General features: G+C 71.6%; 11 protein-coding genes. 9 read left to right on the forward strand and 2 right to left on the reverse strand.

Going from position 1 to position 16,644, the window contains the following annotated elements:
- Positions 1-167: 167 nt before the first annotated feature.
- Complete coding sequence (locus tag WMF34_RS39540) at positions 168-1,226, forward strand: tyrosine recombinase XerC (RefSeq protein WP_437994697.1); 1,059 nt, start codon at positions 168-170, stop codon at positions 1,224-1,226.
- Positions 1,223-3,535 carry a sulfatase-like hydrolase/transferase gene (locus tag WMF34_RS39545; RefSeq protein WP_012240397.1) on the forward strand — a complete coding sequence of 771 codons (2,313 nt, stop codon included), beginning with the start codon at positions 1,223-1,225 and terminating at the stop codon, positions 3,533-3,535. The genes WMF34_RS39540 and WMF34_RS39545 overlap by 4 nt, the downstream gene beginning before the upstream one ends.
- Before the next feature lie 76 nt (positions 3,536-3,611).
- Here WMF34_RS39545 and WMF34_RS39550 read toward each other — a convergent pair whose 3' ends face one another.
- Positions 3,612-4,775 (reverse strand): formylglycine-generating enzyme family protein, encoded by a 1,164-nt coding sequence (locus WMF34_RS39550; RefSeq protein WP_437991029.1) that lies wholly within the window; start codon positions 4,773-4,775, stop codon positions 3,612-3,614.
- Positions 4,776-5,214: 439 nt separating this feature from the next.
- Here WMF34_RS39550 and WMF34_RS39555 point away from each other — a divergent pair, with 439 nt between their 5' ends.
- The 3 genes from WMF34_RS39555 (at position 5,215) to WMF34_RS39565 (ending at position 8,327) form a co-directional block, all read left to right on the forward strand.
- Positions 5,215-5,640, forward strand: coding sequence for a MarR family winged helix-turn-helix transcriptional regulator (locus WMF34_RS39555; protein WP_437991030.1), 426 nt, complete (start codon positions 5,215-5,217; stop codon positions 5,638-5,640).
- Between the two features lie 53 nt (positions 5,641-5,693).
- On the forward strand, positions 5,694-6,677 hold the full coding sequence (locus WMF34_RS39560) for a hypothetical protein (RefSeq protein ID WP_437991031.1): 984 nt from the start codon (positions 5,694-5,696) through the stop codon (positions 6,675-6,677).
- 102 nt (positions 6,678-6,779) lie between these two features.
- Complete coding sequence (locus WMF34_RS39565) at positions 6,780-8,327, forward strand: Eco57I restriction-modification methylase domain-containing protein (protein WP_437991032.1); 1,548 nt, start codon at positions 6,780-6,782, stop codon at positions 8,325-8,327.
- 350 nt (positions 8,328-8,677) lie between these two features.
- Here WMF34_RS39565 and WMF34_RS39570 read toward each other — a convergent pair whose 3' ends face one another.
- Positions 8,678-9,913 (reverse strand): TIR domain-containing protein, encoded by a 1,236-nt coding sequence (locus tag WMF34_RS39570; protein ID WP_437991033.1) that lies wholly within the window; start codon positions 9,911-9,913, stop codon positions 8,678-8,680.
- Between the two features lie 554 nt (positions 9,914-10,467).
- On the opposite strand from WMF34_RS39570, the gene WMF34_RS39575 reads away from it, so the two are divergent.
- From WMF34_RS39575 to WMF34_RS39590, 4 genes are all read left to right on the forward strand, one after another.
- Positions 10,468-11,031: a hypothetical protein gene (locus WMF34_RS39575; RefSeq protein WP_437991034.1), complete on the forward strand. Its 564-nt coding sequence runs from the start codon at positions 10,468-10,470 to the stop codon at positions 11,029-11,031.
- Positions 11,032-12,034: 1,003 nt separating this feature from the next.
- Positions 12,035-12,871, forward strand: coding sequence for an HNH endonuclease (locus WMF34_RS39580; protein WP_437991035.1), 837 nt, complete (start codon positions 12,035-12,037; stop codon positions 12,869-12,871).
- Positions 12,872-13,044: 173 nt separating this feature from the next.
- Positions 13,045-14,130, forward strand: a complete 1,086-nt coding sequence (locus WMF34_RS39585; protein ID WP_012240402.1) for an ATP-binding protein — start codon at positions 13,045-13,047, stop codon at positions 14,128-14,130.
- 9 nt (positions 14,131-14,139) lie between these two features.
- The gene (locus WMF34_RS39590) at positions 14,140-16,602 is read left to right on the forward strand and encodes a DUF5682 family protein (RefSeq protein ID WP_437991036.1); all 2,463 of its coding nucleotides are present in this window, start codon (positions 14,140-14,142) and stop codon (positions 16,600-16,602) included.
- Positions 16,603-16,644: the final 42 nt, after the last annotated feature.

Here is a 16,644-nt window from a genome sequence, read left to right on the forward strand (position 1 = left end):
CGCGACCTCCACCTGCCTGCCGCGGGACGTGGCGACCGCGGTCCCCTCCGGCCAGCGCCCGCCCCCCCTGCCGCGCCGCGCAGCGGCGCCGGCCGAGCGGCGCTCCGCCTCGTCCGCCGGCGAGTCTTTGCCTGCGGCGCCGTCCTGATGGTAGGGCAAACCCCGTGATGCACGCGCGGCGGAGCGGCGATCGATCCGGCGGGACCACGCTGGAGCAGGCGATCGCGCGTTTCCTGACCTACCTTGCGGCCGAGCGGCGGGCCTCGCGCCACACCGTGGCTGCGTACCGGCGCGACCTCGAGCAGCTCGCGCGCTTCGCCCGCGAGAAGGCGGCCGCCAACGCCGATCACCGCCCTGCGCGAGCGCGCGGCAAGGCCCCGGCCACCGGCAAGGCCCCGGCCACCGGCGAGGCCCCCTCTCCGGACGAGGCCACGGCCGTGGATGGCCTCGACGTGCTCCTCCTGCGCAGCTGGCTGGGCTCGCTCGCGCGCACCCACGCGCCCGCCTCGATCGCGCGCAAGGTGGGCGCCGCCCGCGCCCTGCTCCGCTACCTGGAGCGGCGCGGCGAGGTCGACAAGAACGCGGCGGCCCAGCTCGCCCTGCCCAAGGTCCGGCGCCCGCTGCCCACCTTCCTGGACGTCGACGCCGCCGCCGAGGTCATGGAGATCCCCGGCGCCGAGACGGCCGAGGGGCTCCGCGACCGCGCCATGCTGGAGACCCTCTACGGCGCGGGCCTGCGCGTCTCCGAGCTCTGCGGGCTCGACCTCACCCACGTCGATCGGCGCCCGGCCGACAGGGCCGCGGTGCGCGTCGTCGGCAAGGGCGACAAGGAGCGGGTCGTCCCGCTCGGCTCCCACGCCCTCGCCGCCATCGAGCGCTACCTCGAGCGGCGCGACGAGCTCGCCGATCCGACGACCGGCGCCCGCGACCCCCGCGCCCTCTTCCTGTCCCGCCGGGGCGCGCGCATCGGCGTGCGCCGCGTCCAGGCGCTGGTGCAGCGCTACGGCGCGCTCGGCGCCGGCCGGGCCGACCTGCACCCGCACGCGCTCCGGCACACCTGCGCGACCCACCTGCTCGACGGCGGCGCCGACCTCCGGGCCATCCAGAAGCTGCTCGGGCACGCCTCGCTCGCCACGACGCAGCGGTACACGCACGTCTCGATCGACCACCTGCTCAAGGTCTACGACGCCGCTCACCCCATGGCGCGGAAGCGGGGCCCGACGTGAAGCGAGCCTCGAGCGCGCCGGGCCCCGCGGTCCCGACGCTGGCCCGCGCGTGGGCGGGGCGGCTCGCCAGGAGCGCGCTCGGCGCCAGCGTCTTCGGCGTCGTGGCCGCGTCGCTCGACGCCGGGTGGGCCACGGCGGGCGCCGGCGACGACGCCGCCTTCCAGCTCGCCACCTACCTCGCCGACATCGGGGTGTTCGCGCCCGTCGCGCTCGTCGTCGGCCTGCTCGCGGGCGCCTCCGCGATCGTGGTCGACCCGTCGGGCCCGCCGTCGCCGGCCACGCTCGTGAGCGCGCTGCGGGTGCGGGCGATCGGCCGGCCCGCCGACATCGCGGCGTTCGTGCCGCTCGCGGTGCTCGCGGCCTTCCTCTGGATGACCCTGTGCGCCCACCTCGCCCGCGCCCTGCTCGGCCTCGAGGCCGCGCCGCTCCTGGTCGGCACCGCGGTCGCCGCGGGCGCGCTCGGCCTCGGCCTCATCGCGGGCCTCGCCGTCCTCGCCCTGACGCCGCCGCTCCGGCGCGCGCTCGCCAAAGCCAGCGACGGCCGCCCCGCCTGCGTCGATCCGGCGGTCACGGGCGGCGTCGCGCTCGCGATCGCCGCGGCCCTGTTCGCGTTCGGGGTCGCCACGGGCGGCGTCTCGGGCGAGGGCGGCTTCCTCGGCGTCTACGGCATCTTCAAGCGCCCCGAGCTCGACCTGCGCGCCCCGGCGCTCCTCCTGGTCGTCGCGCTCGCCGCCTTCCTCGCGCCGGTCGCGGTCCGGACGGCGCGCGCGCCCGTCGCGCTCCTCGCCGCGCTCCTGCCGCTCGCGCTCACCGCGCGCGCCGCCTCCGCGCTCAACGCGGAGCCCGCGGTGGCGCAGGCGATCGAGCGCGGCGCGCCCGTCGGGGGCAAGAGCCTCGCGGTCCTGCGCCGCCTCGCCGATCGCGACGGCGACCGCGCGGCCGCCCTCTTCGGCGGCGGGGACTGCGACGACAGCGACGCGCGCGTCCACCCGCTGGCCGAGGAGATCCTCGACAACGGCGTCGACGACGACTGCTCCGGCGGCGATCTGACGGCCGCGGCGCTCGCCGCGCTCGCCCCCGCCCCGAAGGCGGCCCCGAGCGCCGACGCGCGCGGGTCGTACGCGGCGCGCCTGCCGGCGGACCTGAACGTCGTCCTCGTCACCGTCGACACGCTCCGCTGGGACCTCGGCTACGCGGGCAATCCGCGGCCCGTGTCGCCGAACCTCGACGGCCTCGCGGCCCGCTCCACGGTGTTCGAGCGCGCGTACTCGCTCGCGTCCTACACGGGCAAGAGCGTCGGCCCGATGCTCATCGGCAAGTACGGGAGCGAGACCCACAGGAACTGGGGGCATTTCAACAAGTTCAGCGAGGAGGACACGTTCGTCGCCGAGCGCCTGAAGCGCGCCGGGGTGCGCACGATGAGCGTGCACGGGCACCGCTACTTCGGCAGCTTCGGCGGGCTCGATCGCGGCTTCGACGTGGTGGACATGTCCGCGGCGCCGCCGGAGGGCGCGCCCTGGGACGTCGACAACAAGGCGACGAGCGCCGCGCTGACCGACGCCGCGCTGCGGCTGCTCGGGTCGGCGGACAACACGGGCGGGCGCTTCTTCCTGTGGGTCCACTACCTCGACCCGCACGCCGACTACCTCCGGCACGACGACGTGGCGGGCTTCGGCGCGGCCTCGCAGCGGGATCTCTACGACGGCGAGGTGGCCTTCACGGACCGGCACATCGGCCGGCTGCTCGACGCGATCGCGGCGGCGCCCTACGGCGGGCGCACGGCGATCGTCGTGACGAGCGATCACGGCGAGGCGTTCGGCGAGCACAAGATGTTCCGCCACGGCTTCGAGCTCTGGGAGGAGCTCGTGCGGGTGCCGCTGGTCGTCCACGTGCCGGGCGCGGCGCCGTCCCGGGTCTCGGCGCGGCGCAGCCTGATCGATATCGCGCCGACGCTGCTCGATCTGATGCGGGTGCCCGGGCCCGCCGAGGGCGCGGCCGCGAGCGACTTCCTGTCGGGCGCGTCGCTCTTGCCCGACGTGTTCCTCGCCCCGGGCGAGCAGGCCCAGGCGCGCGACGTGCTGATCGACATGCCGGCAGGGCCGTACAACGACGCGCGGCGGTCGTTCCTCCGCGGCGACATGAAGCTGACGATCTCGGGCGGCGCCCGGTTCGAGCTCTACGACCTGGCGAGCGACCCGGAGGAGCGGAAGAACCTCTGGGGCACGCCGGCGGCGAAGGAGATCGAGCCGTATTACGCGGCGGCGCGGGCCCGCCTCCGCGAGGTCCACGTGACCGGCCCCCGCAAGTGACCGGCGCGCGGAGGTCATCGGCTCGCGGGGGTCACCGGCTCGCGGAACGTCTCGTGACGTCGCGGGTGCAGCTCGCTCACTCCGCGGACGGCGGGTTCCTCGCGCACCGGACCCCCATCCCGGGGTCATAGCGACCGGGGATGCGGTAAACGCCGCGGCTCGTCGTGTACAGAGACGCCTCGCTGTCGAGGGCGCTCCCGCCGCGGACGACCACGTAGTTGCCCATCGACGACGGATCCAGACGAGCACAGTCGACGCACGGGACCTGGAGCGGGTCCGAGGAGTCCCGAACGAACTCGCTCACGCCTCCGGCGAGATCCTGGTGGCCCCATCGCCCTGCTCCCATCGGCTTCGACCCGACAGGGGAGAAGTCGTCCAGCGAGCACGCCGGCGCGGCGTCCGCGTCCCCGAGGCAACCGTAGCTCGCGCGGCTCAGGTCGATCCCCTCGCCCCACGGGTAGCTCCGCTGCTCGTCCCCGCCGGCTGCGGCGTAGTTCAGCTCCGCGTCCGTCGGGAGGCGCCCTCCGTCCCACGCGCAGAACGCGAAGGCCTCGGGCCACGTGACGCAGTTCATGGGCAGATTCTCGTTCGGCCCGGCGTCATCGGTCCAGGTCGAGCGAGGTGGGTCGCAGTGCAGGGCAGCCTTGAGCGCCGCCGTGTCCTCCTCGAGCCAGCCTTTCCAGTCGGCAGACCAGCCGCTCCCCGGGATCTTCGAGTGCTCCCCTGCGCCGGCCTCGGGTGCGCTCGCCTGCGTGCCTCCTCCGGCATCGACGAACGCGCGAAACCGCCCCACTGTCACCTCGAACGTATCCAGGAGAAAGCCGCTCACCGTCGCGGGATAGGCGCCGTCGGCTTCGCGCGCACCAGCGAAGTTCCGGTCGAACGTGCCTCCCGGAACCAGCTTGCTGTCACAGCAGCTGATCTCCTCGGGACCGCACAGCAGCTCCGTCCCCAGCTCTCGTGAGCCGCAGCTCCGAGGAGCAGCCGCCTCCCCGGCGCCCGCGCCGCCGGCCCCGCCGCCGCCCGTCGCATCCCCGCCGGCCCCGCCGCCGCCCGTCGCATCCCCGCCGGCCCCGCCGCCCGTCGCACCCCCGCCGGCCCCGCCGCCTCCGCCTCCGCCCTCGCCGGGGGCGTCCTGTTCGGGATCGGCCCCGCGGAATTCCACGCAACCACCGGCGAGGACGAGCGCCGCGATGATCCAGATCCACGTGCCTCGACCACGGCTCTTGCTCTTCGCCATCGGCTGCCTCCGCTCCGTGCCACGCGCCTCGATTGCGGCCCTTCCGGTGGAGCCCGCGCGAGAATGGTAGGGTCTTCCGGGAGAAGAAGCCGCGTCAAGCCACGCTCGGGAAAAGCAGGTTATCGTCACCGGTACCGGCTTATCGTCACCGCGTCACCGGTGCCGGCCGGGCGTCCGCCGGCGGGCTCATGGCGATTGTTGGCGACGAGCAACCACGGCGGCCGGCGCGCAGAAGTGACCGGCGCCCGCAGGTAACCGCCACCCGGACGCGACCGCCCCACGAAGCGGCCGGCCCGCGTGGCTGACCGCCCGCGCCGGTCGATGGCCGGCCGCGCGGCGCGCTTGCCAGCCCTCCGCGGCGGACGGATCCGCGCGGTGATCGCGCGATCGCGCCAGCAACTACTTGCGCAATAGCAACTAATGCGTAATAGATAATATTGTGAGTAAGCAAAAGGTCCTGGGCTCGCCGCTCGAGCGGTTCACGCGGATGATGTTCTCGCGCATCATCGCGGGGCTCGCGCGCACGCTGCATGAGGAGGACTTCAGCGTGGCGCAGGTGGCCGCGCTGCACCTCGTCGATCACGGCGGCCCGATGCGCGTCACCGTCCTCGCCACGTCGCTCGGGCTCTCGGCCTCGGCTGGGAGCCGGCTCGCGGAGGGCCTCGTGCAGCGGGGGCTCCTCGCGCGGCAGGAGGATCCCGAGGACCGCCGCGCGAAGACGCTCGCGCTCACGCCCCTCGGTCGTCGGTTCGTCGATCGGGCGAGCGTGGAGCGGGTGCGGGTGATCATGGAAACGGCCGAGTCGCTGCCCAGGGAGATCTCGGCGGCGATGCTGGCGGCGATCGACGCGTACCAGCGCGGCTGAGCCCTTCGATGGAACGTCTCGCGTGAACCCCCTTGTGAGAAGAGGAGGTCGGTATGGATATCGTGGTTTTCAGCTGTGATGAGCTCCCGGCGGCGCTCGGCGCGCTCCGGGAGGTGGCCCTGGCCGACGGCGCGCTCGCGCGCTTCGACCCGGCGCAGCGCGCCGTCCTGGAGGAGCTCGCGGCCCTGCACGGCGCCCGCGCCGACGTCGACGGGCTGCCGCGCGTCGCGCCCGAGGCGGTGGCCAGCGCGATCCCGGATCCGCACCGGCGCAAGCGGCTCGTGCAGCTCGCGCTCGTGACCGCGATGGCCGACGGCGAGGTGACGGCGGCCGAGGTGGACGCGGTCGAGGCGCTCGCCCGGGCGCTCGGCGTGCGCGAGCAGGGCGTGGGCGTGCTCCGCCTCGTGGCGCGCGGCCACAGGGGGCTCGCCAAGGCCGCCGTGAGGCGCCGGCTCGTCGGCGCGTTCGCCGGCGAGGTCCTGAGGAAAGAGGGCCTGGCCGGCGTGCGCAGGCTCCTCGGGCCCTTCTTCCGCACGGGCGTCGAGGATCGCTCGCGGGCCCTCCGCTACAAGCAGCTCGGGCTCCTGCCCGAGGGCACGTTCGGCCGGGTGTTCTGGGAGCACTGCACCGCGCGCGGCTTCCTGTTCCCCGGCGAGAGCCGGGACGCGATCCCGGAGCGCATGGTGTTCCACGATCTCGGCCACGTGCTCGCGGAGTACGACACCGATCCCGCGGGCGAGATCCAGGCCGGCTCCTTCCAGGCCGGGTTCATCCGGCGCGACGGGTTCGCCTTCCTGCTCTTCGTGATGCTGCAGTTCCACCTCGGGATCCAGATCACGCCCGTCGCCGCGCCGCAGGTCGGGCTCTTCGAGGCGCGCAAGGTGCTGCGCGCGGTGGCGCGCGGCGCGGCCTGCAAGGTCGATCTGAGCGATCGCTGGGACTTCTGGGGCGTCGTTCACCTGCCGCTCGGCGAGGTGCGCGAGCGCTTCGGGATACCGCCGCTCGCCGCGATGGCAGCGCGGCAAGAGGCCGCCTGAGCGGCGCGCCGCGGGCGCCGCCTCGCTGACAAGGCGCCCACGGCGCGTTCACCGCCGAGGCACGGTTGGCTCGATGCCCCAGCTGCGGTAACGACGTCATCGATGAGCCGGGCAGCGAGACTCGAGGCAGCCGCCCCGCCGCCGCTCCTCGACCGCGTCGACCTCCACCGCATCGAAGCCGCGCGGGCGCTCGATCCCCGCGCGCGGTCCGAGCTGGGTCAGTTCCTCACGCCGCCGCCGGTGGCGTCGTTCATGGCGTCGCTGTTCGAGCGGCCCTGCGAGGAAATCCGCGTGCTGGACGCCGGCGCCGGCGTGGGCAGCCTCCTCGCCGCGTTCACGGCCAGCGCATGCGCCCGCCGGAAACGCCCGAGCGCGATCCGCGCGACTGGCTTCGAGATCGACCCGCGGCTCGCGGCGTACCTTCGTCGGACGGCGCGCGCGTGTCGCGACGAGTGCGCCGGCGCCGGGATCGACTTCGCTGCCCGCATCATCGAGGCCGACTTCATCCGGTCGGCCGTCGACCGACTCGACGGCGGCCGACCTCGCCCGGGCATGCCGCGCTCGTTCACGCACGCGATCCTGAATCCACCCTACAAGAAGCTCAACTCGGACACCGAGGCCAGGGCTGCGCTGCGGCGCGTGGGCCTCGAGACCAGCAACCTGTACACGGCCTTTCTTGGTCTCGCGATCCTCCTGCTGGAGCCGGGCGGGGAGCTCGTCGCGATCACCCCCCGGAGCTTCTGCAATGGTCCTTACTTTCGACCGTTCCGGGAGCTGTTCTTCCGGGAGATGTCGCTGCGAAGGGTGCACGTCTTCGAATCGCGCAAAGCGGCGTTCGCGGAGGACGAGGTCCTTCAAGAGAACGTCATTCTTCATGCCGTCAGGGGCGGCCGGCGCGATCCTGTCGCCATCTCGTCGTCGCGCGGTCCCGAGGGCGAGCTGCTGTCGGTCCGCTCCGTGCCGTTCGAACACGTCGTCCGGCCCGGAGATCCCGAGCTGTTCGTCCACGTGGTGCCGGACGACGCCGGGGAGAAGGTCGCTGCCACGTTCGCGCGCATGCCCTCCCGATTGACGGACTTGAACGTGGGCGTCTCGACGGGAAAGGTCGTCGACTTCCGAGCGCGCGAGTTCTTGCGGCAGGAGCCCGGCAGGGGCACCGGTCCGCTGATCTACCCGACGCACCTCGCGTCGGGCGTCGTTCGCTGGCCCAAACGCGGCAAGAAGCCGAACGCCCTCGTGGACGCGCCCGAGACGGCTGATCTCTGGATGCCCAGCGGGAACTACGTGCTCGTCAAGCGATTCTCGTCGAAGGAGGAGCGGCGGCGGGTCGTCGCCGCCCTCTTCACGCCCGAGAGCGCGCCGGGCGACAGGATCGGGTTCGAGAACCACCTCAACGTGCTTCACCGAAGCGGCAAGGGGCTGCCGGCCGTGATGGCGCGCGGCCTCGTGGCCTTCTTGAACTCGACGCTCGTGGATACACACGTTCGGCAGTTCAACGGGCACACCCAGGTGAACGCGACCGATTTGAGGAACCTCGGGGTCCCGACCGTCGAGCAGATCGAGCGGCTCGGGCGGCGCGTGCCCGATCCCGGTCTTCCGCAGGAGGAGCTCGATCACCTCGTCGAGGACGTGCTCGGCCTATCCTCATAGAGGCGTTCACGAGTCACAGGCTCGTGAACCCAAAGAGAAAATGTGAATAACCGAGCTTTTCCACGCTGCTCGCCGTGTCCACCGGCCGCTCGGTGGCGCCGGCTCTCCACCATCGATAGGGGCCCCGGTCTCCCGAGGCCCTTCTCACAGAACCGGACTTGTGGGCCTCACATCCGGCTCTTCAGGACGTCGGCGCCCTAAGCATGTACGTGTTTGCTGAGGGCGCCAGTTGCAAACGTCCGACGGCACGCGGCGCGTCAGACAAGCCAAGCATCGCCGGGTGCTCGGTCTCGCACTCATCGGCATCTTCGTGAAAGGACTAATGCCTGATTTCTCGGTCGGATCGCCCCTCATCCCGCGAGGAGCAGACGACGCAGCCCACTCGTCACGCTCGACCACGCTTCGTCCTCACTGCCCCAGGCAGTGATGGGCTGACCATTTTCTGGGAGTGGCTGGAGCACCCCGAGCGGAGACTCACGCCAGTCCGAGGGGCGTACGAGCACCGGCACCACGATCGGCGCGCGGCTTCGGCTCCTCCGCCGCAGGGCACGATCCACCTGGTCGGCACAGCCTTCGTGGGCGAGGAATGAGGCACTCACTAGGCAAAGGACGATGTCGGACTGGTCTAGGCTTGCGGCGAGCGCATCCGCAACCGTGCTACCCGGAAGCATATCTTCGGCGCGAAAGGTTTCGATAAGCCCCTGCCGGTGTATCACGCTCAGGTGTGTGCACAGCGCTCTCGCATGCTTGAGGTCGTCGGGCGCATGGCAGAGGAAGATCCGACGCGGACGAGCCTCCGTGAAGATGCGATCCTCACCAGGAAGTCCTGGTCGATGCCAGGCCCAACGAAGCGGGGCGGGCCGGGGTGCCGGGGAAGCCCATGCGCCATCGAACGCCTGCGCGGATGGGCCAGGATCTGCGACCGTCGGAGCCGGCTCGCGGAGCTCCATGCGCGCGAGGCGCTGGCCGAACAGATCGTCAAGGCCAGCTTTGAGGGTACTCGGCTGAAGCGCGTCCACGATGCGCACGAGGGCCATCTGATGGACATGCACCTGCTCCCATACACGGAGGTAGAGCGCTTCAGCGACTCGCTCCAGATCAGCACGACGCGAACCGCACAGGCGCACGATGGCGGTATCACCCTGTACACGGTACTCGGCCACATAGCAGTCCGTTTCCCGACCTAGCACGCCAACGATTATCCCTTCGACGAGCAGCTTGTCGAGGGCGCTCAGCCGCGTGCTGAAGCACAGGAGGAGCCCCTCGCGCTCCATTGCCAGCCGCTCCTGTGCTCCTCGAGATGCGCGGTGCTTCGCGATGCTCGCCATGACCGCCACTGTCGGGGTGGTCACCGCGTAGACGACCACGCGAAGCAGATTGTCCGCGTTGTAGTGGAACGGCATCCCGTCTTTAGAGAAGTAGAGCGCGAAATAGACGCAGGATATGAGCGCGGCTATCATACTGCTCCAGAGCCCGCCCCTGAATGCTGCGAAGACGATAATCATCGAAAGGATCGCCGGCGGGTTCGGCACAGTCCAGTCAAGCGCGGCTTCCAGGAACGCGACCAGGCTGATGACGCTGAGCACAAGAACCGGCCCGAACGTTATATCCCAGAGCCTCTCTTTCAAAGGGCGCGCTTGAAACAGCTCGGCCGAAAAGCCGCGATCAATGGCCGCTGGCAGGGGAGCCTCGCGGCTCCCCTCAACGGCACGGCGTGAGGGTTCCTCCGTCGACCACATTACCCCAGTACAAATAGCGGTTTTGCGAAGGCGCGTCGACGGGGGCTACGCCGACCCGGTTCGCCCCGCTTCGCCGGGCACCTCTCGGAAACCGGCGGGTCGAGCCTGAAGGAAGCGGGCGCACTGGCAGCTGGCCGTACCCAGAGTGCAAGCTCGCAGGCCGTGAAGCGAACGCGGCCCCTTCGATGCACGGATAAGGTATTGATACAACGGCACTTTTTCAGGAGGGAGGTGGATCGCGTAAGGTGTTCTATGTCAACCAGCGCGTGCAGCGTGGCTGTACGGTGGGACGGCCACTACGAGGAGCTAGGCTTTCGTATCGCATTTGGATTTCCTATCCCCTCGAGCGCGGCGCCTCCGAGCCTCAACCGCACCGCGCCGGAGGCGCGCGATAACGCGCTATGCGGGAGCGCGGCAACCTACTGCTCCGGCGGAACGACTACGCCAACGCCGGGCGCGACTACGACGAGGCACTCGCGCTGTTCCGGGCGACGGGCGACGTGCTCGGGCAGGCTCAGGTGCTCATGGATCGCGGCGCACCACGCCTACGGGAGGGCGTCCCGGTGCAGGCGATGCGCGACTACGACGAGGAGCTCGCGCTGTCCCCGACCGCGGACGATCGCGACGGGGAGGGCAACGCGCTGCGGGCGCGGCGCTTCGCGCGCGCCGAGGAGGGCGATCTCGGCGGCGCGGTGTGCGACTACGATCTGGCGATGCAGCTGTTCCTGCAGCTCGGCGATCGCGAGCCGCTCAAGCCCCGGGCTGGGTCGCGTGGGGTGGCCGCTGACGTCGACGTCGCAGGCCCCTCGGAGCCGCCGCGCGCCGGCAGAAACCACCTGCGCCGCGCCGGCATCGACCGGTCTGAGCTGTTCGAGACCACTGCATTTAGGCTGAATATCCGCTTGCACGATACACGCGCGACCTTCATCACCATCAAGATCTCAACCGGCCGCAAGGAGACGTAGATCTCTGATCGGACCGGCTGCAAGTCGAGCCGCCAAAGCCACCACTACAAGCGCGCCGCCCACAAGGCCGCAGAGCTCGGCTTGGGCGACTTCGCCCCCCTCGATGAGGCGATCCCGGGGCTCCGAGGCATGGGCGGGTCGGTCGGAGGCGCTCCCATGGCGACGGGACTGCATGCAGGGGCCGCGAGCGAAGGCGGCTCCCTCGGCGCCTCACGACCGGGCCAGGTGCCAATGTCGACCGATGATGCTGTGGGCCCCGGGCAGCGGCTGGCGCGGCGGCGGAGCGGGGCGCGTTCGGCCACGCCGAAGCTGCCCTCAGTGGCAAAACAGCCAGGAAATGCGGAAATCGCTATGATTTCTGGCAGGGTTTCTGACCCGCAGAACGAGAGCCCCCGCCCTCCCAACCCTCGCCTCTCCACCCAGCCCCCTAGGGCACGCGACGTCCCAGCCGTCGCCTCCTCACCCGGCCCCTGAGAGCACCCGGCTTTCCCTCCGTTGCCTCCCCGCCCGGCAGGCCCCGCGAACGGCGAGGCAGAGCCCGCTGCACCGCCACCGGGCACGCCGCCGCCCACGCCCGCATCTGGGGTGCAGCCGATCGACCTCTGATTGCCCGGCGGAACGCCCCGCCTCCGCTGACACCGAGGAGCAACCTTCACCAGCCCGCCGAGGCCACGTACGATCAAGAGCTCGCGGCCCTCGCCGCCAACGATATGGCTCCGAGGCGACCAGGAAGACGCCGCCCTGAGAGCCACCGAGACCTACATCGCTCGACAGCGGCACGCCCATCGGCGGCGGCCCGATCACCCCCGCGCACATCGCCGATCGCGCGCTCGCGCAGGTCGCCCTCGCCATGCTCTCCTGATAGTCTCCACAGGGGAGCAGCTACGGCGTGCGAGGTTACGTCGGCAACACGGATTTCGACTGGTACTCCTTCCTGGTGGCGCGCCCGGAGCTCCAGGAGGTCAACTTCTGGCAGCCGTCCGGAGGTCGCAGGTTCGCCGCCGTGGCGCCGGGCGAGCCGTTCTTCTTCAAGCTGAAGAAGCCGCACGACGCCGTCGCCGGATTCGGCTGGTTCGCGCGCCACGTCGTCGTCCCCGCGACGCTGGCGTGGGAGGCGTTCGGCGTCGGGAACGGCGCGCCTGACCTGGCCACGATGCTGGCGCGGATCGCCAAATACAGAGCGGATGGCGGGAGCAATCCATACACCTCGCTCGTCGGCTGCCTCATGATCGCACAGCCGGTCTTTTTTGAGGAGCGCTTCTGGATCCGGCAGCCGGCAGACTGGAAAGCGAACATCGTTCAGGGAAAGTCCTATGACATGATGCACGGGGAGGGGAGGCGCCTCCTCGAAACATGCCTCGACCGGTCGCGGCGCAAGCAGCTCGGCGACGCCAGCGCGCCGTCGATGCCGGCCGTGCTTCAGGCCCGGGAGCAGACCGAGCGCTATGGCGCGCCGCAGCTCGTGCGCCCGCGCCTGGGGCAAGGGACGTTTCGTCTCTCGGTGACCGACGCCTACGCGAAGGCCTGCGCAGTGACGGAAGAGCATTCGCTCCCCGTTCTCGAGGCCGCTCATATCCGGCCTTACTCGAAGGAGGGGAGCCACGAGGTGGAGAACGGTCTCCTGCTCCGTACCGACATCCACCGCCTGTTCGATCAGGGCTATGTCACCGTGACCCCGGAGCACAGGTTCGAGGTGAGCCGACGCCTTCGCGAGGACTACTCAAACGGCCGCACATACTACGCTCTGCACGGCAAGCAGATCCACGTGCCGACTCGAACCGTCGACAGACCATCCAAATCGTTGCTGTCCTGGCACAATGAGAACGTGTTCCTGGGCTGATCCGGGTGAGTCGACGTGAGCACTGCACGGCCGGCTGGGTCGGATTCGTCGAGATCGCCTCCTGCCCCCCTGACGCCCGCCGGTCCCCGCCGGTCCTCCACGAACTCGAGTCCGCTCGCGCCGTTCTCCCTCCCGCTCTCCGCCCCGTTCTGCGGTAACCTCCTGTGCCACCCATGAGCGACCTCCGCCAGCCCGCCGAGACCAAGTACGAACACGAGCTCGCGGCCCTCGCCGCCAACGACACGGCGCCGAGGCCGCCCGGGTGGCGCCTCTCGCCGAGGGCCGTCGAGACCTACATCCTCGGCAGCGACAAACCCGTCGGCGGCGTCGCGATCACCCCCAAGTACATCGGTGATCGCGCCCTCGTGCAAGTCGCCCTCGCGACCCTCGCCTCCGACCGCGCCCTCATGCTCGTCGGCGAGCCGGGCACCGCCAAGAGCTGGCTCTCCGAGCACCTCTCCGCCGCCATCAGCGGCACGAGCGCCCTCGTCGTCCAGGGGACCGCGGGCACCAGCGAGGAGCACGTCAAATACGGCTGGAACTACGCGCTGCTCCTCGCCGAAGGGCCCTCGCAGAAGGCGCTCGTGCCCTCGCCCATCCTCCGCGCCATGCGCGACGGGCGCTTCGCGCGCTTCGAGGAGATCACCCGCACCTCGTCGGAGATCCAGGACGCGCTCATCTCCATCCTGTCCGAGAAGCAGATCGCCGTCCCGGAGCTCGACCAGGTCGTCCCCGCGCAGCGCGGCTTCAACCTCATCGCCACCGCCAACACCCGCGACCGCGGCGTCAACGAGATGAGCGCCGCGCTCAAGCGCCGCTTCAACTTCATCACCGTCCCCGTCGTCGACGACCTCGAGCAAGAGATCCGCATCGTGCAGAAGCGCGAGGCCGAGCTCCGCGGCGACTACCAGGTCGGCGTCGAGCCGCCCGCCGAGCTCGCCAAGCTGCTCGTCACGCTCTTCCAGGAGCTCCGCGCCGGCGTCACCAAGGACGGCAAGACCAAGGTGAAGACCCCGGGCTCCGTCCTGTCGACCGCGGAGGCCATCAGCGTGCTCTTCAACAGCGGCATCCTCGCGCAGCACTTCGGCACAGGGAAGGTGACCGCCGACGACCTCTCCCGCTCGCTGCTCGGCGCCGTGAGCAAGGAGGGCGGCGACGACCTCAAGGCCGTCCGCGAGTACTGCGAGACCGTGGCCAAGGGCCGCGCAGGGCTCTGGAAGGAGTTCTACGCCTCCGCCAAGAAGCGCCTCGCGACCTGAAGGGACCCGATGGACCTCGACCGGCTCGCCGCCGTCCACCTCTTCCCGGTGCGCCACCACTCGCCGCGCTCCAGCGCGACGCTGCGCGCCTACCTCGACGAGGTGCGCCCGAAGGCGATCTTCGTCGAGGGCCCGAGCGACGCCACCCCGCTCCTCGAGGCGCTCGTCGACCCGAAGACCGTCCCGCCCGTGGCGATCCTCGGCTACCGCACCGACGGGGAGCCCGCGTCGTCGCTGTGGCCGTTCGCCGCCTACTCGCCCGAGTACGTCGCGGTGAAATGGGCCTTCGAGCACGGCGTGCGCGTCGAGCTCATCGACATCCCCGTCGGCACGACGCTCGCGCCCTTCGACGGCGCCCTGGTCGGCCACGACGACGCCGACGATCCGGGAGGGCACGAGGACGCGCACGCGCACGCGCACGAGCACGAGCACGAGCACGAGCACGAGCACGAGCACGAGCACGGGGACGGGGACGGGCCGGCCAGCGCGGAAGGGGAGCAGGAGAGCATCTATGCGGCGTGCGCGCGCGCCCGGGGCTTCCGCTCGTTCGAGGAGTTCTGGGAGGCCTCGTTCGAGGCGCCCCGCTACGATCCCGGGCCGTTCCGCGAGGCCCTGCTCGCGTACGCGGACCTCGTGCGCAGCGATGGAGACCGGCTGATCCACCGGGCGCGCGACGCGTACATGGCGCGGAGCATCCTCGAGCGCATGGGGCCGGACCTCGCCCCGAGCGAGGTCGCGGCCGTGCTCGGCGCGGCGCACGCGGCGGCGTTCGCTGCGCGCGACGTCGATCCGGCGCTGGAGGCGCGGCTGCCGGCGCCGATCCCGTGCGCCATGACGCTCATCCCGTTCAGCTTTCCGCGGCTCTCCGAGCAGCTCGGCTACGGCGCGGGCAACCGGGCGCCGCAGTATTACCAGCGCGCGCACGACGCGGGCGGCGACTTCCGGCGCGCCACCCTCGAGGTGCTGATCGACTTCACCGAGCACCTCCGCCTCCGCGGCTTCATGGCCTCGCTCGCCGACACCATCGAGGCCTTCCGCCTCGCGGTCTCGCTCGCCGAGCTCCGCGGCAAGGCGGAGCCCGGCCTCGACGAGGTGCGCGAGGCGACGATCGCCACGATGTGCCGCGGCGACGCCACGCACGTCGACGGCTTCCTCTGGCCGGCCGTCATCGGGCGCAACGTGGGCCGCGTCGGGGGCGGCATCGGGAAGAACTCGCTCCAGGAGGAGTTCTGGCGCGAGGTGCGCGAGCGCAGGCTCCCCGCCACCGACGCGCCCGAGTCGTTCCGGCTGTCGCTCACGAACGAGGTCGAGGTCGGGACGAGCGTGCTCCTGCACCGGCTCCGCATCGCGAAGATCCCCTATGCGGCGTACGCCGGCACCCGGGCGGCCGGGCGGGGCGGCGCGGGCGCTCGCGGGCAGCGGCGCGGGCAGGCGGCGAGCGAGGTGCCGCCGGACGAGCTGCTCCGGCAGCTGAGCGAGACGTGGGAGGCGCAGTGGACGCCGGCGACCGACGTGGCGCTCGTCGAGAAGATCGTCCTCGGCGACACGCTGGAGCAGGTGGCGACGCGGCTGCTCGAGGAGGACCTCGCGGCGTGCCACACGACCGGCGAGGCCGCCGACGTGCTGCTGAACGCCGTGCTCGCGTCGAGCGCCCGCGCGGCGGCCTCGGCGCTCGACGCGTGCGACCGGTTCGCCGCGGGCGACAGCGATCTGCCGTCGCTCGCCCGGGCGTGCCGCGCCTTCGCGGGGCTCGCGTCGTTCGGGTCGTCGCGCTCGCTGTCGTCGCTCGGCGACGGGGTGATCGCGACGATGCTGGAGAAGACGTTCGCGCGCGCGGTCCTGCGCGTCCACGGCGGCTGCACGGGCAGCGACGAGGCGGTCGCCCCGGCCAAGGAGGCGCTGCGCACGCTGCACGACGTGGCGCTGTCGCAGCCGATCGTCGACCGCGCCGCGTGGTTCGAGGCGGCGCGGGCGCTCGTGGACAGCGACGCGGTGAACCCCACGGCGTCGGGCCTCGCGTGCGGGCTGCTCTACCTGGCGCAGGAGCTCGACGACCGAGGGGACCGCGAAGGCGGATCCCCGGACCACGATGACGCGGTGGCGCGGATCGTCGGCCTGCGGCTCGGGAGCGCGGCCCCGCCCGAGGCGGCGGCGTCGTTCCTGGCCGGTTTCCTCGAGGTGAACGCGCTCGTGCTCGTGAAGAGCCGCCCCGTTGTCGAGGCGCTCGACGCGTTCCTCGGGGGCATCCTTCCCGAGCGCTTCAAGGACACGCTCCCGGTCCTGCGGCGCGCGTTCGCGGCGCTCGGCGCGACCGAGCGGCGGTACCTGCTCGAGAACGTGCTCGCCGCGCGGAAGCTCGGGGACAAGGCGCGCGCGGCGCAGGCGGTGCTGCTCGAGAAGGACCGCGAGAAACTGAAGGAGATGAGCGAGGACCTGTCGCAGGCCATGGACGACCTCGACGACCTGCTCTGACGCGGGGCCGTGAGGGGGCGGCGCGGCGCGCCGCCCTCACGG

The sequence above is a fragment of the Sorangium sp. So ce145 genome (genome assembly GCF_051525985.1).
In the GTDB taxonomy this organism is placed as follows: Bacteria; Myxococcota_A; Polyangia; order Polyangiales; family Polyangiaceae; genus Sorangium; species Sorangium cellulosum_B.

Coding starts and splice junctions, on each gene's coding strand:
- WMF34_RS39540 (WP_437994697.1), top strand. CDS start 168: ATGCACGCGCGGCGGAGCGGCGATCGATCCGGCGGGACCACGCTGGAG.
- WMF34_RS39590 (WP_437991036.1), top strand. CDS start 14,140: ATGGACCTCGACCGGCTCGCCGCCGTCCACCTCTTCCCGGTGCGCCAC.
- WMF34_RS39565 (WP_437991032.1), top strand. CDS start 6,780: ATGAGCCGGGCAGCGAGACTCGAGGCAGCCGCCCCGCCGCCGCTCCTC.
- WMF34_RS39550 (WP_437991029.1), bottom strand. CDS start 4,775: ATGGCGAAGAGCAAGAGCCGTGGTCGAGGCACGTGGATCTGGATCATC.
- WMF34_RS39560 (WP_437991031.1), top strand. CDS start 5,694: ATGGATATCGTGGTTTTCAGCTGTGATGAGCTCCCGGCGGCGCTCGGC.
- WMF34_RS39575 (WP_437991034.1), top strand. CDS start 10,468: ATGCGGGAGCGCGGCAACCTACTGCTCCGGCGGAACGACTACGCCAAC.
- WMF34_RS39585 (WP_012240402.1), top strand. CDS start 13,045: ATGAGCGACCTCCGCCAGCCCGCCGAGACCAAGTACGAACACGAGCTC.